22 protein-coding genes are annotated in these 19,864 nt (G+C 62.9%); 9 read left to right on the top strand and 13 right to left on the bottom strand.

The features are described from left to right. Positions 1 to 14: 14 nt before the first annotated feature. The 3 genes from BMI01S_RS20670 to BMI01S_RS20680 form a co-directional block, all read right to left on the bottom strand. Complete coding sequence (locus BMI01S_RS20670; protein ID WP_028231652.1) at positions 15 to 962, bottom strand: dihydrodipicolinate synthase family protein; 948 nt, start codon at positions 960 to 962, stop codon at positions 15 to 17. Positions 963 to 1,281: 319 nt separating this feature from the next. Continuing rightward, on the bottom strand, positions 1,282 to 1,500 hold the full coding sequence (locus tag BMI01S_RS20675; protein ID WP_028210953.1) for a hypothetical protein: 219 nt from the start codon (positions 1,498 to 1,500) through the stop codon (positions 1,282 to 1,284). 98 nt (positions 1,501 to 1,598) lie between these two features. After that, positions 1,599 to 2,405 (bottom strand): AraC family transcriptional regulator, encoded by an 807-nt coding sequence (locus tag BMI01S_RS20680; protein ID WP_028210952.1) that lies wholly within the window; start codon positions 2,403 to 2,405, stop codon positions 1,599 to 1,601. Positions 2,406 to 2,531: 126 nt separating this feature from the next. Between BMI01S_RS20680 and BMI01S_RS20685 the strand changes: the two genes are divergently transcribed. Both BMI01S_RS20685 and BMI01S_RS20690 read left to right on the top strand, forming a co-directional pair. Next, on the top strand, positions 2,532 to 3,482 hold the full coding sequence (locus BMI01S_RS20685; RefSeq protein WP_028210951.1) for a DMT family transporter: 951 nt from the start codon (positions 2,532 to 2,534) through the stop codon (positions 3,480 to 3,482). Between the two features lie 93 nt (positions 3,483 to 3,575). Then, the gene (locus tag BMI01S_RS20690) at positions 3,576 to 4,163 is read left to right on the top strand and encodes a flavin reductase family protein (protein ID WP_028210950.1); all 588 of its coding nucleotides are present in this window, start codon (positions 3,576 to 3,578) and stop codon (positions 4,161 to 4,163) included. Positions 4,164 to 4,200: 37 nt separating this feature from the next. Here the strand turns inward: BMI01S_RS20690 and BMI01S_RS20695 are convergent, their stop codons facing one another. Together BMI01S_RS20695 and BMI01S_RS20700 are read right to left on the bottom strand one after the other, a co-directional pair. Next, the gene (locus tag BMI01S_RS20695) at positions 4,201 to 5,508 is read right to left on the bottom strand and encodes an MFS transporter (protein WP_028231651.1); all 1,308 of its coding nucleotides are present in this window, start codon (positions 5,506 to 5,508) and stop codon (positions 4,201 to 4,203) included. Positions 5,509 to 5,563: 55 nt separating this feature from the next. Then, entirely contained in the window at positions 5,564 to 6,337 is a 774-nt protein-coding gene (locus BMI01S_RS20700) for a putative hydro-lyase (RefSeq protein WP_028210948.1), read from the bottom strand. A 220-nt stretch (positions 6,338 to 6,557) separates the two neighbouring features. On the opposite strand from BMI01S_RS20700, the gene BMI01S_RS20705 reads away from it, so the two are divergent. Then, on the top strand, positions 6,558 to 7,490 hold the full coding sequence (locus BMI01S_RS20705) for a LysR family transcriptional regulator (RefSeq protein ID WP_028231650.1): 933 nt from the start codon (positions 6,558 to 6,560) through the stop codon (positions 7,488 to 7,490). Positions 7,491 to 7,624: 134 nt separating this feature from the next. On the opposite strand, the gene BMI01S_RS20710 is transcribed toward BMI01S_RS20705, so the two are convergent. Further along, positions 7,625 to 9,169 carry a hypothetical protein gene (locus BMI01S_RS20710; RefSeq protein WP_244145384.1) on the bottom strand — a complete coding sequence of 515 codons (1,545 nt, stop codon included), beginning with the start codon at positions 9,167 to 9,169 and terminating at the stop codon, positions 7,625 to 7,627. Between the two features lie 525 nt (positions 9,170 to 9,694). Between BMI01S_RS20710 and pstS the strand changes: the two genes are divergently transcribed. Beyond that, positions 9,695 to 10,729, top strand: a complete 1,035-nt coding sequence (gene pstS, locus BMI01S_RS20715; protein ID WP_028210946.1) for a phosphate ABC transporter substrate-binding protein PstS — start codon at positions 9,695 to 9,697, stop codon at positions 10,727 to 10,729. Positions 10,730 to 10,863: 134 nt separating this feature from the next. On the opposite strand, the gene BMI01S_RS20720 is transcribed toward pstS, so the two are convergent. Continuing rightward, positions 10,864 to 11,058 carry a hypothetical protein gene (locus BMI01S_RS20720; RefSeq protein ID WP_028210945.1) on the bottom strand — a complete coding sequence of 65 codons (195 nt, stop codon included), beginning with the start codon at positions 11,056 to 11,058 and terminating at the stop codon, positions 10,864 to 10,866. 206 nt (positions 11,059 to 11,264) lie between these two features. Here BMI01S_RS20720 and BMI01S_RS40950 point away from each other — a divergent pair, with 206 nt between their 5' ends. The 3 genes from BMI01S_RS40950 (at position 11,265) to BMI01S_RS20735 (ending at position 13,463) form a co-directional block, all read left to right on the top strand. After that, positions 11,265 to 11,477 (top strand): hypothetical protein, encoded by a 213-nt coding sequence (locus tag BMI01S_RS40950; RefSeq protein WP_154671318.1) that lies wholly within the window; start codon positions 11,265 to 11,267, stop codon positions 11,475 to 11,477. A 656-nt stretch (positions 11,478 to 12,133) separates the two neighbouring features. Continuing rightward, positions 12,134 to 12,268, top strand: a complete 135-nt coding sequence (locus BMI01S_RS43100) for a hypothetical protein (protein ID WP_255217817.1) — start codon at positions 12,134 to 12,136, stop codon at positions 12,266 to 12,268. A 25-nt stretch (positions 12,269 to 12,293) separates the two neighbouring features. After that, positions 12,294 to 13,463: a GNAT family N-acetyltransferase gene (locus BMI01S_RS20735; RefSeq protein ID WP_161635539.1), complete on the top strand. Its 1,170-nt coding sequence runs from the start codon at positions 12,294 to 12,296 to the stop codon at positions 13,461 to 13,463. Between the two features lie 13 nt (positions 13,464 to 13,476). Here the strand turns inward: BMI01S_RS20735 and BMI01S_RS20740 are convergent, their stop codons facing one another. From BMI01S_RS20740 to BMI01S_RS20765, 6 genes are all read right to left on the bottom strand, one after another. Next, positions 13,477 to 14,829 (bottom strand): MFS transporter, encoded by a 1,353-nt coding sequence (locus BMI01S_RS20740; protein WP_028210942.1) that lies wholly within the window; start codon positions 14,827 to 14,829, stop codon positions 13,477 to 13,479. Positions 14,830 to 15,136: 307 nt separating this feature from the next. Further along, positions 15,137 to 15,367 (bottom strand): hypothetical protein, encoded by a 231-nt coding sequence (locus tag BMI01S_RS20745; RefSeq protein WP_028210941.1) that lies wholly within the window; start codon positions 15,365 to 15,367, stop codon positions 15,137 to 15,139. 170 nt (positions 15,368 to 15,537) lie between these two features. Next, positions 15,538 to 15,969, bottom strand: coding sequence for a YeeE/YedE family protein (locus tag BMI01S_RS20750; RefSeq protein WP_028231648.1), 432 nt, complete (start codon positions 15,967 to 15,969; stop codon positions 15,538 to 15,540). A 1-nt stretch (position 15,970) separates the two neighbouring features. Then, complete coding sequence (locus BMI01S_RS20755; protein WP_028231647.1) at positions 15,971 to 16,405, bottom strand: YeeE/YedE family protein; 435 nt, start codon at positions 16,403 to 16,405, stop codon at positions 15,971 to 15,973. 16 nt (positions 16,406 to 16,421) lie between these two features. Next, a complete protein-coding gene (locus tag BMI01S_RS20760; RefSeq protein ID WP_028210938.1) occupies positions 16,422 to 16,736 on the bottom strand; it encodes an ArsR/SmtB family transcription factor in 315 nt (104 codons plus the stop codon). A gap of 141 nt (positions 16,737 to 16,877) precedes the next feature. After that, complete coding sequence (locus tag BMI01S_RS20765; protein WP_028210937.1) at positions 16,878 to 17,612, bottom strand: ABC transporter substrate-binding protein; 735 nt, start codon at positions 17,610 to 17,612, stop codon at positions 16,878 to 16,880. 316 nt (positions 17,613 to 17,928) lie between these two features. On the opposite strand from BMI01S_RS20765, the gene BMI01S_RS20770 reads away from it, so the two are divergent. Both BMI01S_RS20770 and BMI01S_RS20775 read left to right on the top strand, forming a co-directional pair. Further along, complete coding sequence (locus BMI01S_RS20770; RefSeq protein ID WP_028231646.1) at positions 17,929 to 18,531, top strand: DUF1326 domain-containing protein; 603 nt, start codon at positions 17,929 to 17,931, stop codon at positions 18,529 to 18,531. Between the two features lie 151 nt (positions 18,532 to 18,682). Beyond that, positions 18,683 to 19,324 (top strand): DUF2182 domain-containing protein, encoded by a 642-nt coding sequence (locus BMI01S_RS20775; RefSeq protein ID WP_202905074.1) that lies wholly within the window; start codon positions 18,683 to 18,685, stop codon positions 19,322 to 19,324. Positions 19,325 to 19,864: the final 540 nt, after the last annotated feature.

A 19,864-nucleotide genomic window follows, 5' to 3' on the forward strand; every position in this document is an offset into this window, starting at 1 on the left:
TGGATGTGCCTTTCTCAGGCGTTGGTGGTCTGTGCCGAGCCAACAAGCTTCTGCTCGAATGCGAGCAGCGCCTGGGCCGCCTCGCCGATTGCCGGCAAGGCCTCGGCCGGCGACTGCGAGAGCAGCGGCAGGATCGGGCCCATGTCGGCAATGCCCGAGCGCGTCACGGCGTCATGCAGCACGCGAATGAGCGAGATGTCGTCGCGCAGCGTTTCGAGCGGCATGAACGCATCGTAGAGGCGTTGCGCTTCTTGCGCACGGCCCGCTTTCGCGGCCTTCAGCAGCGCCATGATCGCGCCGGGGGCGATACAGCCCGAGCCCGTGGTCCATGCGGCCAGACCGAAATCGCGCACGTGGACGAGCGCCGGGCGCTCGCCCATGCCCGAAACCACCTTCGACGCCGGCACGCTTTGCAGCAGGCGGCGCAGGTACGGGTCATTCGCCGGATCCTCGCGCACGATCGCGTACTTGATCGCAATGAGCGTGCCGCGGTCGATCAGGCGCACGAGCGTGTCGACGTCCACATAGTCTTCGCTCTTGATGTAGAGCGTGAGCGGAATGCCGGCCGTGTCGACGATGCGCGTGAGGCCCGCTTCCACGCCTGCGGGCGTGGTGATGCCGGACAGCGGCAGCACCATGGCGGTCTGGTATTGCGTTTGCGCGAAAATGCGCGCCTGATCGAGCATCTTGCCGTAGTCGGGGCCGATGGCCGGGATCACGCGCGTTGCGGGCGCCGTGAGGTCGGCGAGCATGTCAAGCAACTCGCGGAATTCGCTGACGGCGACGTGATACAGGTTCGCGTTGCCTCCATACAGCAGCGTGCGGATGCCGCCAGCTTCCATGTGGCGGATCAGCTTGCGGTTTTGTTCGACGTCGAGGGAGAAGTCGGGGCGGCGTGCGAGCGGCGGCACTGCCATCACAGTCGAGGCGAATTCGCTCTCGACAATCGGGGACACGTTCATGAGGCCTCGTGCTGGGATGGAGGGTTGTCGATACTGCGCACAGTAGCACCGCCCCCTTTAGTTGTCAAACAACTTGTTTTATTTGTTGGGTCAGTGCGGAGCGCGCTCTGCGCGATGCTGCCGTTCGAATAGGGGCTGTCCGACCGGAAAGACGGCCGATTTGTTCGACGTGGTGCATGCGAGTTGGGGCGACGCCGTGCACCCGTTGGCGCGGAAGACGTCGCGGAGATACACGAGAAGTTGCGGACGACTGCCCGCCTCGTTGCGTACGCAACGAGGCGGCGGCCGCTCCTGCTTCAATTGCGGGCCGCGCCGCCGCTCAGTGGAGCAGCTCGGGCCGATCGAGCAAGCCGTAGAATTCGTCGATCGTGACGGTAGGCGCGAATTGCGAGAGTGTGGCGACGATCATATCGTCGTAAATCGCCGTTCCCGCCGCCGATTCGAGCTGAACCCCGGCCGCAGCGGCCTGGCTCTCGGCCAGCTCGAGGGCGATCGACAGGATGAAGCGCGCGTCGGTTTGGGTGAGGAGGGCTTTCATGCCTCCTCTAACGGCGCGCGTGCCGCGAATCTTTAGCATCGTGTGGCGTTTCGTGGGTTTTCGCGGGGATTCATTAATCGCTGCGCGCAGCCCGATGCTCAGCGCGTGCGCGCCACGAACTGGCCAGGACTCGTGCCCGTCAGCCGGCGGAACATGGCGATGAATGCCGACGATGTGGCGTACCCCAGATCCAGCGCCACGGCTTCGACGCTGCGCCCCGCGTGGAGCATGGGCAACGCATTCACGAGCCGGATGCGTTGACGCCATTCCGTCAACGACATGCCAAGCTGGTTCTGTGCGCGCCGCATGAGCGTGCGCTCGCTCATGTAAAACGCAGCGGCAAGCTCGGCGAGCGAGCGGTTGTCTGCGGGGTTGTCGCGCAGCACCTGGAGGACCGCGTTGAGATCGGCGTCATCGGTGTGCGGCACGAAGCTGCCCGTGGTCGCGCAGGTCGAAAGCTGATCCACGAGCACGCGCAAGAGGCGCGCGCGTGCCGCCTCGCCCTCCTCCTCGACGGGCGTCTCGCGCAGATGCTCGAGGATGGCGCGCACGAGCGGCGACACCATCACCGCGCAGCTCGAAGCGGGCATGCGCGTGCACAGATCGCGGCTGATGTACACGGAGCAATGCACCGTCTCCTGCTCGTTGAAACCCACGTGCTCCGTGCCGGGTGCGATCCAGAGCCCGAGATGCGGCGGCGTGATGTAGTGCTCGTCGCCCGCCTTGACCTCGGTCGTGCCGCTGAAGGCATAGACGAACTCGCCCCACGGGTGGCACATCTGCGGATAGGTTGCGTGCGAAGGCATGTGTTCCATGCGGAAGAACACCGGCGTGGGCAGCACGTCGGTGAAAGGCGGCAGGCGCAGATGGCGCGCGGGGCGCGGGCGAACGCGTGGGTTGGGCATGGCGGTCCGGGGCTATCGATTGTCAGTTTTGCGCTATATGCGTGCATCCCGACGCATGAATACTACGCTCGCAATCGCAAAATTTCACCCATCTCCATCCCCGATCATCAGGTCAGCGAGTCCGCAATGAGAAAGCAAGTCGATGCAAAAGCCCTGGCCATCATGGTGGTGCTATGCCTCGCGTGGGGTCTGCAGCAGGTCGCGATCAAGGCGGTGGCCGGGGAAATCCCGCCCATGCTGCAGATCGGGTTGCGCTCGGGCGTGGCGGCGGGCCTCGTTTGGCTGTTCAACCGGCTCGTTTCGCGCGAGCGCTGGCTGCCGGGCGTCGCACTGGGCGCGGGGCTCGTCACGGGCGGCCTGTTCGCGCTGGAATTCGTGTTCGTGGCCATGGGCTTGCGCTGGACCAACGCCTCGCATATGGCCGTCTTCATCTATACCGCGCCGATGTTCGCCGCCATCGGGCTGCATCTGCGCCTGCCCGACGAACGGCTCGCGCCGCTGCAGTGGAGCGGCATCGCGATCGCGTTCGCGGGTATCGCCATCACGTTCGTCGGCCCCGCGCTGCTGGGCGGCGGCTCGCCCGCTTCGCCGCTGTGGCTGCTCGGCGACTTCATGGGTCTTTGCGCGGGCGCGGCCTGGGGGTTGACCACCGTGGCCGTGCGCACGAGCCGCCTGAGCGAAGCGCCCGCCACGCAAACCCTCTTCTATCAACTGGCCGGCGCCTTCGTCGTGCTGGTGCCGTTCGCGGCCCTGACCGGACAGACCCACTTTCAAGGCACGCCGCTCGCGTGGGCAAGCCTCGCGTTCCAGACGCTGCTCGTCTCGTTCGTGAGCTATCTCGTGTGGTTCTGGATGCTGCGCCGCTATCTGGCCGCGCGCCTTGGCGTGCTCTCGTTCATGACGCCGCTGTTCGGGGTGGCGTTCGGCGTGCTGCTGCTGAATGAGCGCGTGGAACCCGCGTTCCTCTTAGGCTCGGCGCTCGTGCTGCTCGGCCTGCTCGTGGTGAACGCGCAAGGCTGGGTCCGCCAGGCCTTTGGACGCCGCGCGGGAAATGCGAGCGGCGCTCGGGCTTCCTGATTTCATTGGCCCCGCGCTAACGGCTGCTCGCCACAGCCCTCGGGTTTCTGAGGTAAAGTCGCTCGGGTTCCAACCACCGCGAATTGACGCCCGATGGAAACCCTCTCGACTTTCACGCCCGTGGCGCTCGAACACGCCAGCCGCCTCATCAATCATGGCCCCACCGTGCTCGTCACCAGCAGCGACGGCAAGCGCCGCAACATCATGGCGGCCGCGTGGTCGATGCCCGTGGAATTCACGCCGCCGCGCATCGCCATCGTGATCGACAAGCGCACGTTCACGCGCGAACTCGTCAGCGCAAGCGGCACGTTCGGCGTCATCATTCCGGGTGCCGCGGCAATCGATCTCACCTACGCCGTGGGCAGCGTGAGCGGCCGCGACACGGATAAGTTCCAGCGCTTCGGTATCGGCGCCATTACGGGCCCGAAGCTCGGTTTGCCGTTGCTCGAAGCGGGCTGCGCCGCGTGGATGGAATGCCGCCTGATTCCCGAGCGGCATACCGAAGAGGCTTACGACACGTGCTTCGGCGAAGTGATCGCCGCCGCCGCCGACCCGCGCGCCTTCCGCAATGGCCACTGGGAACTCGACCGTAGCAATGCGGATCTGCATACGATCCACCATCTCGGCGCCGGCAATTTCGTGCGCGCCAGCGATACGATCAAGGCGCGCGACCTCGCGTAAGAGCGCGGCCCCGTTGCCCCGTCAAGCCATTGCCCCGTTACGCCGATTCGAGTTCACGCCCGCGCGTTTCGGGCAGCGTAAGCGCCGCGACGATCAGCACGCCATAGGCCGCAATGGCGAAGATGCCGATGCTCGGCCCGAGACCGAACTGCTTCGCGAGCGCGCCGATCAGGAAGGGAAACAGCGCGCCGACTGCGCGGCCCACGTTGTAGCAGAAGCCCTGCCCCGAACCGCGCACACGTGTGGGAAAGAGTTCGGTGAGGAACGCGCCCATGCCCGAGAAAATGCCCGAAGCGAAAAAGCCGAGTGGAAAACCGAGCCACAGCATCGAGCCATTCGTGAGCGGCAGCGACGTGTACGCGTACGCAATCGCCATGGAGCCCGCCGCAAAGAGGATGAAGTTGGGCTTGCGGCCGAGCCGGTCGGTGAGCCACGCGCTCGCTAGATAGCCGACATACGAGCCTGCGATGATCATCGCGAGATAACCGCCCGTGCCCAACACGGTGAGATGGCGCTCGCTCTTGAGGAACGTGGGCAGCCAGGTCGTGATTGCGTAGTAGCCGCCTTGCGCACCTGTTGCGAGAAGCGCCGCGCGCAGCGTTGTCCAGCGCAGCTTCGGCGCGAAGATTTCGGTAAAGCGCGGCTTGTCGCCCGCCTCGGCCCGCGCCGCCCTCGCGCTCGTGAATATTTCGGGCTCCTTGACATACCGCCGGATCACGAGCACGAGCAGCGCGGGAGCCACGCCGACGAGAAACAGCGAACGCCACGCCAACTCCGGCGGCAGAACCGAGAACAGCACCGCATAGAGCAAAGCGGCCAGCCCCCACCCGAGCGCCCAGCCCGATTGCACGAGCCCCACTGCCTTGCCGCGGTCCTTCGCGCGAATCACCTCGCCGATCAGCACCGCGCCCGCCGTCCATTCGCCGCCGAATCCGAAGCCCATCAGCGCACGCGCGGCGAGCAGTTGCCCATAGTTCTGCGCGAGCCCGCAGAGACCCGTGAAGAGCGCGAACCAGAGCACGGTGAGCTGCAGCGTACGTACGCGGCCGATGCGGTCGGAGAGAATGCCGGCAATCCAGCCGCCAAGCGCCGACGACAGCAGCGTGAGCGTGCCGATGAACCCCGCGTTACCCAGGCTGATACCCCAGCTCGCCACGAGCGTGGGAATCACGAACGAGAGCATTTGCGTATCCATGCCGTCGAGCATGTAGCCGACCTTGCAGCTCCAGAACGCCCGCCGCGCCTGAGGCGACGCGTGTGCGTACCACGAACGCTCCTGCTCCCGCGCTGGTATGGACGACGGTGCAGAGTCGGTGGCAGGCGACGCGATTGTCTTGCTGTCCATCTGTTGCTCCCCTTTTGATAGACGTGCTAATGAATACCGTGCGCGGTTGGCGCGCCTAAAACACCGCTAGCGATGAATTGGTGATATCCGTCATGAGCATGTGGCCTGGCGCATGGGCGATCGCGAGCGGCAGCCTGGCGTCCATGAGCGCCGTTTGCGGGGTCACTCCGCAAGCCCAGTACACGGGCAGTTCGCCCGCGCGGATGGTCACCGCGTCGCCGAATTCGGGCCGCGCGAGGTCGGCAATGCCCAGTTCCGCCGCATCGCCGATATGCACCGGCGCCCCATGCACGCCCGGAAAGCGGCTCGTGATCTGCACCGCGCGTATCGCATCGGCACCGCGCATGGGGCGCATCGACACGACCAGTTCGCCGCCGAACACCCCCGCGCGCTGGTTCGCGCGGCGCGTGCGGTACATCGGCACATTGCACCGCTCTTCCACATGACGCAGCGCAATGCCTTCGAGCGCCAGCATATGCTCGAACGAAAACGAGCAGCCGATGGCAAACACGACGAAATCGTCCTGCCAGAGCGATTCGAGCGAATGGACGCATTCGCTCAACTCCCCGTGGCGATAGACGTTATAGGCGGGCACGTCCGTGCGGATGTCGATGTCGCGGCCGAGCGCCGGCACACGAAAATCGCCGGGCTCGCCCACGCCGAGCAGCGGGCATGCCTTGGGATTCGCATGACAAAAGCGCAGGAAGTCGTGCGCGTGCGTCTCGGGCAAGATCGCAAGGTTGGCCTGCGCGTACTCGCCGCAGTAACCGGCTGTGGGGCCGCGGAAATCACGTGCGCGCACGGCAAGCCGGAATTCGTATGGGGTCATGGTCTGGGGACGGCGTGAAAGAAAGAAGTGCGGGGAAAGCGTGCGGCTCAGGTGCCGCGGTGAACGGCAGCCTGTCGCGCGCTTGCCAACTTGTCAGGACGAAGCATAGGAAAGACAAAAATTTGACGCCAACTAGTTTTTCTTCGGTCAGGCGAATAGAATTTCTTAACGGAATCGCGGGTTTCCCCCGATTTCATCGCGATCCTCTCCCGCCAGCGCCATGAACACGCGATTTCTGGAAACCTTCGTCACGCTCGCGAAGCTGCGCAACTTTCGCACCACGGCCACGGCGCTGCATGCGACGCCCGCAGCCATTTCGCAGCGCCTCAAGGTGCTGGAAGACGAATTGCACACCGTGCTGGTCGATCGCAAGAGCCGCGAATTCCGGCTCACGCCCAACGGCGAATATCTGCTCGGCTATGCAAAGGCGGTAGTGGAGGCAACGCGCCGGCTTCAGGCTGCCGCGTCGACGCAAGGTGCCATGCGCGGCAAGCTTCGCCTCGGCGTGATCGAAACGGTCGTGCATAGCTGGCTCGCCGATTACATGCGCAGGCTCAGTCAGGACTACCCGCAACTCGAAGTGGAACTGGCGGTGGATGTGAGCGTCGTTTTGCAGCGGCGCCTGATGGCGGGCGAACTCGACTTGATCATTCGCGTGGAAGGCAGCGATGAAGCTTCCGTGGTCTGCGACGCGCTCGCCAACTATCCCGTGCACTGGATCGCTCGCGCGGGACTGCTTCCCGCTTCGCGCAGCGGATTGGCGCGGCGCGTGCTCCAGCACCCTATCCTCACCTTCGGGCGCGGGACGGCGCCGCATCGCGCGCTCGAAGACATCGTGAGCAAGCTCGCGCTCGCCAACGGCGTGAGCATTTCCGACACCCGCATCACCGGCTCGCCCTCGATCTCGGTGATCGTGCAACTGGTGCGCGACGGCTTCGGTGTTGCCGCCATTCCGCGTCTTTTTGTCGACGACCTGATCGCGCGCGGCGAGGTCGTCGAATTACCGCTGCAGCCGTCGCCGCCTTCGATCGTCGTTTCGATGTCGCGCCGCACCGATGCGCCGCTCTTCGTGCACGGCGCGGCAAACGCCGCACGCGCGGCATGCCACGACTATTGCGCACACAGCGAAAAGCGCCTGATCGAGCGGCTTTGAACGTGCCAGTGGTATCCACAAGGCCGGGTGACAGCCACGGTCTATGCACACAAGGTTGATGTGAAACGCGACATGAAAAAAGCTGGGCATCACGCGCGCCCAGCCGTTCCCGCAGAATTAATTGGTTATCCGAATTAGAACCACTTTCCGGACAGCGCGCCCGGCGCGAGCGACACGCCGCGCAGCACTTCTCCAAACCCGGCTTCGCGCAGCGTGACGAAGTGCTCGTTCGCAGCGCCCGAGGCGGTCGTGTTGCGCACCACATCGCGCACGGCGACGAGGCGATTCGGATCCGCGCCCTGGTCGCCGTTGCCGCTCACCGTGGACGTGATTGCCCAGATCGTGACCGTGCCATCCTGCCCGACGTGGCCCGTGATGTTGCGCAGCCCGTCCGTGGCCGGCGACCACGGCAAGCGTGTCGCGCTGTTCGTACCAACCGGGTAGCCCGGCACCGTGTACGCAGCCCCCAGATCGAGGCCGTTTTGCAGCGTGTACGCAAGCTTCCACGACTTCGTTACCGCGTTGTACACCCACTTTTGCAGGCCTGCGGTGGTCTGCTGCGCGGCGTGCGTGTACAGGTCCGTGCCGCCCGCATAGCCGTCGCCTTCGTCGGCGACATAGAGCGTGTTCGCATCGGCGAACCAGACGCCGAACGGGTACGCGAGCTTCGTCGCCGTTTTGTTGGGCGTGGCCGGAAAGCCCGCGAGCACGCATACGTTGCTCGGCAAACCATTGGCCGCCACGGTGGATGCGTCGTACGCAAGCGGATTGGCCGGCAGTTTCGCGCCCGCGACCGGCACGCCGACGCCGCCCGAGGGGCACGCCTTGCCCGTCGTATCGACGAAGTACACTGTGTTCACGCCGTTGCCGCCGCTGCCCTTCGTGAAGTACACCACGTTGTTGAAGACGGTGAGACCGCGGAAGTTGTCGTCCTTGCCCACCTTGTCGGCCTTTGCGCCGAGTTGAGTGACCGAGAAACTCGCGAGCGGCGTAGGCGTACCCGGGGTTTGCTGCGCCTCTTGCTGCTTCGTCGCTTCGATGAATTGCGCACCTGCGCCGAGAATCACGTCCACCGGCTGCGGATTCGCGCCGTTGCCCGCATTGCCGACCATGTAGTAGAAGCCGTTGCCCTTGCCGTTGTCCTTGCCGTTGTTGAGCAGCGCGCTACGTCCGTTGTTGCCGCTATACGCGTTCGTTTCGGTGAACGAGAAGTGCCCCTCGGCGTCGAGGCGCGCGACGGCGCGATAGAACGCCTGGCCGTCCGGATTCGTCGGGTCGATCGCGCCTGGCGTGTTCGAGTTCGACACGTCGATCGTGTTGACCGGCGCAACGTAGCCCATGAACGTCAGGTAACGACCGTCGCTCGACAGATTGAGCGAGAGTTCGGACTTGGAACTGAAGCTCGTCACGAGCTGATCATGGTCATGGCCCGGGTGCAGACTATTGGGCACTTCCAGCGTGCGGACGACATGGCCGCCCGGCGTGATGGCGTCGAGGAAAATGCGCGACGCGATGCCGAAGCTCGCATCGTAGAGTGCGTTGTTCCAGACGGTCGGATAGGTGCCGTCATCGGGCGCGCCGCCCGTGGGGCAGCTTGCCTGCGCACTATTGCAGTTGGGCGGCAGGGCCATGCCCGGCGTGACGGTACTCGACGCATTGTCATAAACACTGCGACTCACGACGAGAAGACCCGAATCGCCGAAGAACGAATCGTCAGCTTGCGCAGGCGCGCCTGCACCGGCAAAGGCGAGAAAAACGGCAAGGGAAAGACATGCGGGTCGAGCGGCTAAACGAGGGCCGCAAAATGTGCTGCGAAGCGTGGTGATGGCCATTCGTAACGTCTCCGTAAGAGGTTAAAAGCATTTTGTCAAGACGGACACCCGGTCAATCCCGCTTACCGTAGCGATATTTTGTGAAAGATTCGTTGCACCTATGCGGCGCTGAGCACGCTTATCATCCCCGGTCATTGCATGCCGAACGCCGGACGCATTCGATTATTTTGTTTGTTATCCTCATCATTCATTCGCCGTCTGTCCGGACGATATTGAATGATTCAATGGCCAATCGCGCCATATTTCATGCTCCAACCGCCACGCGATAGCATGATTCAATTTGAATCCTGGCTGCCATCGTCGTGTAATTGAAAAATTGCGGGCCATCGGGCTTCGTGATATCCCATAGCAACTAAAAAACGGGAGAGGCCTGTGAGACCCTTGCGCCCTCTGATAGTCGCGCTTATTTTCGGCATTTGCGCGGTGACGTCCCGCGCCGAAGTTGTGACCGGGTGCGGCAGCTCGCTGGCCGCGCCGCTCTACACGCGCTGGGCCGCCGAATACCACAAGTCCGGCGGCGGAAAAGTCATCTACCAGAGCACCGGCTCCACGGATGGCATCAAGCAAATCGCCGCCCACAGGGTCGACTTCGCCGGGTCCGATGCTCCACTCACCGACGAACAATTGAGCAAGGAAGGATTGCGCCAGTTTCCTGTTGCCATTGGCGGCGTGGTGCCGGTCGTGAATCTTCCCGGCATCAAGGCCGGCCAGTTGATGCTGACCGGCGAGGTGCTCGCCCAGATTTTTCTCGGCAAGATTCTGTACTGGGACGACGCGGCAATCGCGCGTCTCAATCCGGACATCAAGATGCCTGACACGCCGATTGCCGTGGTGCGGCGCCTGGATGGCTCAGGCACGACGCTGATCTGGACGCACTACCTCTCCCAGGTGAGCCCCGAATGGAAGCGCAAGGTGGGCGAAGGCACCAGCGTTCACTGGCCGCTTGGGATAGGTGGTAAAGGCAATGAAGGCGTCGCCACGTTCGTGGGCTATCTCCCCGGCGCGATCGGCTATATCGCCTGGGACTTCACGAAGCAGAACCGTCTGACCTACACGGCCATGACCAATGCGGCCGGCGTTATCGTGGAGCCAGGCCTGCGGACATTCAGCGCCGCGGCCGCCAACGCGGACTGGTCCGGCTCGCTCTTTCGCGTGCTGACCAATCAGCCGGGCAAGGACGCATGGCCGGTGATGGGTGCGACCTATGTACTGCTGCAAGCCACGCCGGATCAACCGGCACGCAATGCGGAAACGCTGAAATTCTTCGAATGGGCCTTCATGCACGGCGAGCCCACCATCGAGGCACTGGACTATATTCCGCTACCTGCCGCCGTCGTGACGAAAATCCGCACGCAATGGCACGACGATAAAAGCGACGACGTTCGCAAACCCATTGCCGGCCAGTAGCGACCGGGCGATTTGGTGTGCCAGCAGAACGTTGATGAAAGCGGCCAGCCGCCGAACAGGTCGTGAAGGCGCTTGGGAAGGCAATACAAATGCCGCAGAAAGCGAGCGTGCCTGCCACGCACGCGCACGGCTCTTCAGCGCTTGCCGGCCTTGCGTTTGCGGGATTCCCCTTTGCGGCACAGATCGGTCAACAGCCAGCGCGCAATGATTTCAGGGCGATTCGTTCCGTACTGAGCGAACTTGATTTCGTTCTCGAAGTAGACGATGACGCTACCGGCCATCACGCGGTAGGAACCCGCGTATCTCACGCCGTCCACTTCGACACTCATGGGATGCGTGGTTTCGTATTCTGCTAGAGCCAAGGGGGAGCGCGATATTATCTAAAATATGACAATATCGTGTCGCACCGCCTCTGGTCAATTAAATATGCGTTTTGTTTCATATCGCCGATTGCAACCGCGATTGCCACCCCGATTGCAACTCATCACATGGGCCGGCCGGCGTGCCCCCTGAATGAGGCACGCCCCCTCGCGGCATGGCCCAGACCACCATATCCGCTCATCGCGAACCAGCGCTCGCCAACGGCGGCGCTCCAGGCATTCACCCAGCGCGTAGCCATCATTCGCTCGGCTACGCCTTCGGCATTCATCAGCCGCTTCATCGCCTGGCAAAGGCGGTGCATGGCATACCGCTTATGGCGCGTTTCAGTGTCCGCTCGCGCGATCATCGTCTCGCCTCGTCCGGTTGAATATTGCGCAGATCAAAGCCTGAAATGCCCATGTGCAGATTTCCGGTGAGGCCCATTAAGACACGAAACGATCCGCGGAAAAATCAGGGATATCGCGAAAACAAGCCGATTGAAAGGGCTTTCACGGTATGGCGCGGAGTCACCCGTGATGGCTACCTCGTTTTTCGGCCACCCATATTAGTCTGTTTATATGACGGACATTCGAAACGCCACCCTTCGCGCCCTTTTGTCGCATTACAACCGATGAATGGCGTTGCTCGCGCGGCGAAGGGCGCGATGATGCGATGGAAGACAACGGTTCCCGGGAATGTTCACGACCCACGAATCCATACAAACGACGACATACGGCGGCCCGCGATCGACACTCGCACGCGCGCTCAGGCAACAATTGCTGAACGCGATGGCGCGGCTGCCCGACAGCGTGCTGCGCGCCATGTTCGCGCGACCCGTACGCAGCGTCTGCATTAGCCTGCCGGTTGTGCGCGCGGTTTACACCGGCTGCCTGCGCCGCCATCCAATCGACCTCCACTACGGCACGGAAACGAGCGGCTTCGTCGAGCCCGTCGCGCCGAAGGGCGGCGCACAGTTCGCCGGTCAGTTGAGGCCGTATATGGGCTCGCAGCCGACCATCATCCGCCGCGCGCTCGAGCGACGAAATGGGCTTCGGTCCCGAAGATCAGGAAGCCGTCGTCATCTGGCAAAGCACACGCGGCGCCCGACCCGATGCCTTCGCGGACCGCAATCGCCGCATCACGACAAAGGACTGCCTCAGCGCCTCCCTTGATGGCTGAATCACAAACTACGAAGGCAAGGCATGTGCCGACTTCCCTCGCCGCAATGCGCGAGTCGTTGCCGGCCCCATCCCTCATGTACGCACTGCACACCTGCGAGAGCGTCGAAGCGTTTCGCATGTTCGAGCCGCAATGGCGCACGCTTTTGTCCGCACCTGAAGCGCATTCGCCGTTCATCAGCTTTGCGTATTGCGAAGCCGCCGTCGAGGCGGCGGTGAAATGTGGCGCGAGGATTGAAGTCGCGAGCGTGCACGACGCACACGGCCCGCTCGTGCTATGGCCGGTTGCGATCGTGCGCAATGGCGCGTTGCGAAGCGCGCAGGCGCTGGGCTGCGGATGCGGCGAGGAATACGGCGGCCCGTTGATCGCGGATCGCCGGCGTGCCGAGCTTTATGATGCGGCCGTCAACGCGATCATGCGAATTCATGCCGACGTGCTTCACATTCCGTTGCTCGAAAACGGCGGCATGCTGCAGCGCGCGCTCGACGCCGCGCCGCAGTCGTGGATCCAGACCGCCCTGCCGCCGCGCTGGCGTGTGATGCCCGGCTATTCGATCAAACTGCGTGCATGCCCGACATGGAATGACTACCTCGCCACGCGGCGCTCGACGCTGCGCGCTGCGCTGCGTTCGAGCGCGAAGCGGCTGCGGCGCGAAGGCGAAGTCCGTGTGGGATGGTGTGAGAGTCCTGAGGAGTGCGAACGCATGCTCATGTGGCTATTCGCAAACAAACGCCAATGGGCGCTCAAACGCGGCATCGAATCGCACTATCTGATGGATGACCGCGTCCGCGATTTTTTCATCGGCCTCGCGCGACGCATCGACCTCGCAAGCACGCCACTCGTCGCCTGCGTGCAGGTCAACGGGCAGCCGGTGGCGGCCTCGGTCAATCTCGTCCACACGCGAACCGTCGAATATTTGATCACCACCTATGACGAGGCGTTCCGCGCCTATTCAGTCGGCAACCAGTTGATCGAATATCTCGCGCGATGGGCCCACGCCAATGGCCGCGACTTCGATTTTCGCCCGCTGTACGGCGAGTACAAAGCGCGTTGGGCGGATCGTGAGACGCAGCACGAATCGCGTTTCGTGGTGGTCAATCCGCGCGGGCGGCTGATCGAGTTTCCGCTCACGTGGGCACAGGTCAAGCGGGTTTATCGCAAAGCCGCCACGGTTGCAATTGCCCGCCTGAAGTGAGCGGACGCGATCTTCACTGCCTGACCACGCCGCCCTCGTCGCGCGAGTCTTTATAAGCGGATTCGTCGAGCGTTTCAAGCGCCGGGTCGTGATGGAGGAGAAGCGCCGCGCCCGCACCCACGAGCCCGGCTCCCGCCAGGCAAAGCAGGCCCGCGCCGAAGCCGCCCGTACTGTCCTTGATCCAGCCCATCGCGTAGGGGCCGAAAAAGCCCGCAAGATTGCCGAGTGAATTGACAGCGGCAATGCCGCCGGCAGCCGCCGCGCCCGAGAGAAACGCGGCAGGCAGCGTCCAGATCACCGGCAAGCATCCGAAGATGCCGAATCCTGCAATGGAGAGCGCCAGCATCTTGAGCACCGGATTCGCGAGCCCGGCCGACGCCGCAATGCCGGCCGCGGCGACGGCAAGCGCGAACGCGACATGCCGCTTGCGCTCGAGGCGGCGGTCGGAACGCCGGCCCCACAGCACCATCGATACCACCCCCACGGCGTAAGGCAGCGCCGTGACGAAACCCGTTTGCAGATTCGTGAGTCCGAACGCTTTGACGATTTGCGGCAGGAAGAAGCTCAGTCCGTAATTCGTTGCGTTCGCACCGAAATAAATCAGCGCGACGGCAAGCACGCGCGGATTGATCAGCGCCTCGAGAACGCTGAACGTACGCACCGTTTCGCGATGCCGGCGCTCCATCGCCTGACGATCGACCAGCCAGCGGCGCTCGTCGGCGGCAAGCCAGCTTGCGTCCGCGGGCTTGTCGGTCAGGTAGAACAGCACGGCCACCGCGAGCACGAGCGCGGGCAGCGCTTCGATCAGATAGACCCACTGCCAGCCGGCCAGCCCGCCTCTCCCGTCGAGCGAGAGCAGCGAGCCGGAAATCGGGCCGCCGATCACCGTTGACAAGGGAATTGCCGCCATGAAATAGCCCACCACGCGCGCGCGGTATTTCGCGGGAAACCAGAGCGTGAGCAAAAAGATGATGCCGGGGAAAAAGCCCGCCTCGGCGATCCCGAGCAGGATGCGCAACCCATAGAACACATGCGCGTTCGACATGCCGGTCACGCGGGCGATGTCGGGGATGAACGCCATCGCCCCCGCGATGATGCCCCAGGTGAACATGATGCGCGCGATCCAGCGCCGTGCGCCGAAGCGTTCGAGCAGCAGGTTCGAGGGCACCTCGAAGAAGAAATAGGCAATGAAGAAAATCCCGGCGCCAAATCCGAACGCGCTCGCGGATAAATCGAGTGCTTTGTTCATCTGCAACGCGGCAAAGCCGACATTGACCCGATCGAGATACGCCACGAAATAGCAGACGATCAGAAACGGCACGAGCCTTGCGGTCACGCGCGCCATGGTGCGGGTTTCAAGCTCCATATGTGTCTCCTTTGAGGCCGGCGCCGCGCTTCCTGCGGGTCAGTCACGTGCCGGTCCATTTGATATCGCTAAAGACTAGTCGGTCGCGGCGCGATACGAAAGGCGCGTTCACATTGTGGGATGCCGATCGAAAGCAGTACTGAAGCACCCCGTGGACTCGTCATCGATCGTCCGGGGGGGCGCAAGTGATATTCCCGGCACGAGGCTAGTCCGGCGAGGTTTGCCAGGGCGTCGTGCCCAGGAGTCGTTGGAACGGAGGTTGTTCGACAGCGCGTTGCGCCGCATCGCCCGCGAAAATCAGGGGAGCCTAAAGCTCGTCGTCGCGCTTGCCCAGTGTGTCGATATCGATCTCGAGCACGCGGCAGACATCGCGCACGAACTCGTTCATGGCGGCCGTGCATTCGGGGCTGCCTGCCGGGAAATCCTCGGGATTTTTCTTGCCTTGTGCCCGGCGAATCGCGCGAATGCTGGCCTCGAGCGCGCGCGCCTCTGCCCAGATCGGGAGTTTGTCGGGATAGTCAGGGAGGTCGCGCGCCATAACCGGTATTTCGGCAACGCTTACGCGAACTTTAGGCGAGGCCGACGCCTATGACGCCGTGCGTATCGCGATTTTTTCGAGGTGGCGTCAATACGTTCCATGAACCCCGTGCCGGCAACGAGTCCCGGGCCGTAAACGGGGCGGCGCCGATCTGTCGCCCGGCCCCTCGCTTACGCCCGTTGCACGCCAGCTTTCGCCCGTTCGACGAGTTCGAAGACGGCCATACCCGCCGCCATGGCTGCCACGAATCCAATGGCCTTCGGATAGCCCGCACCCAGGGCGACCAGCGCGGGCCCCGGACAGAAGCCTGCGAGGCCCCAGCCGATACCGAAGGCAGCGCTGCCGAGGATGAGTCTCGGCGTGATCGCCGTGCTCGTTGGGAGCTGCATGGGCAAGCCCAGCAACGAGCGCTTGCGGCGTCTCGCGATGAAGAACGCGAGCGAAGCCACGACGATGGCGCCGACCATCACGAACGCGAGCGACGGGTCCCAACTGCCGGCGATGTCGAGGAAGCCAAGGACCTTGGCCGGATTACTCATGCCGGAGACCATCAGGCCAAGGCCGAAGATCAGCCCCGAAAGCAGTGCTGTGAGGATTGCCATGTCAGCCTCCAATGAGGTGTCGCTGGACGAAAACGGTCAAGAATCCCGCCGCCATAAAGGTCAGCGTGGCGACGAGCGATCGCAGCGAGCCGCGCGAAAGGCCGCACACGCCGTGACCGCTGGTGCAGCCACTTGCATAGCGGGTGCCGAGTCCCACCAGGAAGCCTGCAACCAGAACGATGCTCCAGTTCGCCTCGATATCGACTTGCGCCGGCTTGCCGAGCAGGGCCGCGATGACGGGAGCGCCGACAAGCCCTGCGACGAACGCGAGGCGCCAGCCGATGTCGTTGCGCGGCAGGCTCAACAGGCCGCCGACGATGCCGCTGATGCCGGCAATGCGGCCGTTGAACATCACGAACACGGCGGCCGCCACGCCGATGATGAGTCCGCCGGTCAAGGACAGTCCGGGAGTGAAATGGGCGAGGTCAATCAGCATGATTCGTCCCCTGAAGCTAGGTACAGAACTGTTGGTAGAGCACGGTCATGACAGCGAGTGCTTGCGGACTCGCGACCGAATAAAAGATGTTCTTGCCTTCGCGGCGCGTGGCCACCAGGCCGTTTTCGCGAAGCACGCTCAACTGCTGGGATAGCGTCGGCTGCCTGATGCCGAGTTCCTCTTCGAGTTCCCCCACGGACAGCTCGCCCTCGGAGAGGCGGCACATCAGCAGCAAACGGTCAGGATTGGCGAGCACCTTGAGCAGCGCGCAGGCGTTGGTTGCGGCGGCCTGCATGGTGGCGAGGTCGACGATGGAGGGAGGACGGTCCATGGCGGAGCCTTCAATCTACATTTTTATAGTTTATATGAAAATATACTGTTTGAAAATAGAGTGAACCTTCAAACAAGGCACCGGGGAACCGCTTGTTCAGCTGTTTCCCCTGCAGGCTCGCACACTGAGAACCGCAAACGGTCACTCCAACGGCGCGACTGACGCACCGGCGATACGGTGGTTCTCGAGCGCGCGCGCCACGAACCCCGAGCGTTTCATTTCCTCAACGAAGACACGCAACGTTTCTGCGGCCTTTTCTCCCCGGCTCCTCGCAACGCCCATCGCCTGGCGAATCACCATGAAGCGCTCGTCGAGCAGATGGAGGCCGCCCACTCTCGCGGCGTCGGCTTCGAGTTGCTGCTTCACGCCCGCGGCCACTTCGAGCCCCTGGTCGAGGAATGTTTGCACGACAGTCGGAGACGTCGGTGCGCGCACGATCTGCGCGTGCTTCAATTCGCGCGTGAGAAAAAGATCGTATGCACTCCCCTTGCCCACTACCACGCGGTTATGCGGTTGATCGACTTCGGCATTCGTGCGCACCGGCGAATCGTGGCGAACCATATAGAAGCCTTCGATCAACACATAAGGCGCCGTGAACGCGATCGTCTCGCCTCGCTTCGGATCGACGGCGAAAAAACCGAAGTCCGCGCGCCCGTCGCTCACGGCTTCGACGGACCTGGCCGCCGCATCGAACACGACGAGTTCGAGCGGCACACCCAGATGCTGCGCGAACGCGCGCGCAAGATCGATGGAAACGCCGTACGGTTCACCCGATGCCGCATCACGATTCGCGAGTATCGGATTGCCGAGGTTGATGGAGGCGCGCAACGTGCCCGTGGGCGCGAAGGTTTTGACGACAGCGGAATCGATAGTCATGGGGATATCGCGACGTGAAAGTCAGGGTTCGAGGGCGAATACTGTTGTTGTGCAGGGTTCAGCAATTGATGTCGCGATTATTCAACCATTTTTTGTCGTTTTGAGCCGCGAAAGCCGCCTTGCAAACGCGTGCGGTGCGCAAAGCAGGTGCTTTGACACAATGAGTGCGGCCCACGCGCCAGCCATTCCGACCTAGACTTGAATGGATTCGCTCGCCAGCTTCGGCGTCCCGAATCGCCACAGACGCCTGCAAACGAGCCGTGCTCGAATACCCTATGCGCGCGCCCTGCTCGTGTCAAACGATGGAGGTCATGCCATGGCCGAGAGCTGGAAGGTTGCCGGTACGTATTTCGAAAGCTGCAACTGCTATGCCCCGTGCAGTTGCGTTTGTGTCAGTCCCCCATCGGACGGAGACTGCGCAGTGCTGATCGGTTGGCACGTCGATCAGGGCGAGTTCGCCGACGTGACGCTGGACGGACTCAACGTCGCTCTCTTCGCGTATTCGCCAGGCCACATGCTGCAAAACAAGTGGAGAGTGGCCCTATATCTCGACGAACGCGGGACACCGGTGCAGCAAGAGGCATTGGGCAAGATCTTTTCCGGTCAAGCCGGCGGCCCGCTCTCCGCGCTGGGTCCAATGATCGGTGAAGTGATGGGCGTCAAGCCAGCCGCGATCGACTACCACCTCGACGGGAAGCGTCGTAGCCTTCGCATACCCGATGTCGCGGACATGGAAATCGAAGCGTTGTCTGGTCAGGATGGAGGTGACGTCACCATCAGCAACCACCCGTTTACCCCTGTCCCGGGATTCGCGGCGGTGGTCGGGAAGTCGAAGCGTTTTAGCTTCACCGATCACGGCTTTACCAGAGAAGTCTCAGACCGAAACGGCTTTTATTCTCCGTTTGCCTACCATGGCTGAGACTGGGTTTCGCCGCGGGTTTGTGACGCGAGGGCTACCGGTGTGGGACCGCTTGATCGTACTTTCGGGATTGACGGCCGCCGCAACGCTCGCGTGGACCTATCTGCTTTACATGAGCTGGGGCATGAAGCACATGGACGCGGGCGCAACTATGGCCATCATGCCGCGCATGACGCATTGGGGCGCCTTCGATCTGCTGCTGGTGCTGGCGATGTGGGCCATCATGATGGCCGCCATGATGCTCCCGTCGATCGTACCGATGGTTCTGAGTTTCGCGTTCCTGAGCCGCCAGAGGCGTGCGCAACGCCTGCCTTATGTCAATACGAGCGTATTTGTTCTCGGCTACCTGGCCGTGTGGTCCGGCTTCGGCCTGTTGGCGACGCTCGCGCAGTGGGGCTTGCTCGAGGCCCGCCTCGTGACTCCCATGATGGTGAGCGCAACTCCGCTGCTTGGTGGCGCTCTCCTGATCCTTGCCGGAATCTTCCAGCTGACACCGTTAAAGCACGCGTGCCTTGGCAAGTGTGCTTCCCCGTTCGGTTTTCTTTTGAGCGAATGGCGCGACGGCGCCCTCGGTGCCTGGATCATGGGATGCCGCCATGGGGCGTACTGCGTTGGCTGTTGCGGGCTACTCATGGCGTTGCTCTTTGTGTTCGGCGTCATGAACCTGTTTTGGGTGGCTGCGCTGTCGATCTACGTGATGCTCGAAAAGATCTTGCCGCAAACGCGATGGCTTCCTTTCGCGGGTGCGGCGCTGCTGGTTGGCTGGGGTGTCGCAGTTGCGACAACGGGGTGACCCGCGCTCACTCTCGGGGCTGCCTTCCTTCGCAGCAGTTTCCCGCTTTCGCGCTGGGACGTATGCAGGGCAAAACCTCTGCGATGCGGATCAACTGCGGCCCCCTGCTGGCTGCGCCGATGTCGAGAGGCTCATGACGAACTCCAGCCCACGCAACACTTATATCGCACTCCGAATCATTCAAGGAATCCGCCAGCCGTAATGTCCTCGCATCAAGCGACTGATGAATGCGGAAGTCTAATGTTTGGTATGTTTAAAACAACAGAATATCGATATTTTTACCAATTGGTTAAGCGCTGCTCGTTCATACGCAGCGTCAGTATTTAACCAGACGATCAAAAGGACGCGACCACGCCTCGGAAAATGATCGATTGGGTCTCACCAACATCGCGCACACAAGGGCTCTAGCGCCAAAAATCTCGGGATTTTCCCTCATCTTTGCGAGCGCGCCCCGCGCATTGGCATCCACCTTGCTCTGAGAGGAACCGCCCGGTGCAACGGACGTTGTTTCGGGCAGGCGCAATTCCCATCCCAACAAGG

Origin of the sequence: Paraburkholderia mimosarum LMG 23256 = NBRC 106338, assembly GCF_000739815.1 — a bacterium.
GTDB lineage: Bacteria > Pseudomonadota > Gammaproteobacteria > Burkholderiales > Burkholderiaceae > Paraburkholderia > Paraburkholderia mimosarum.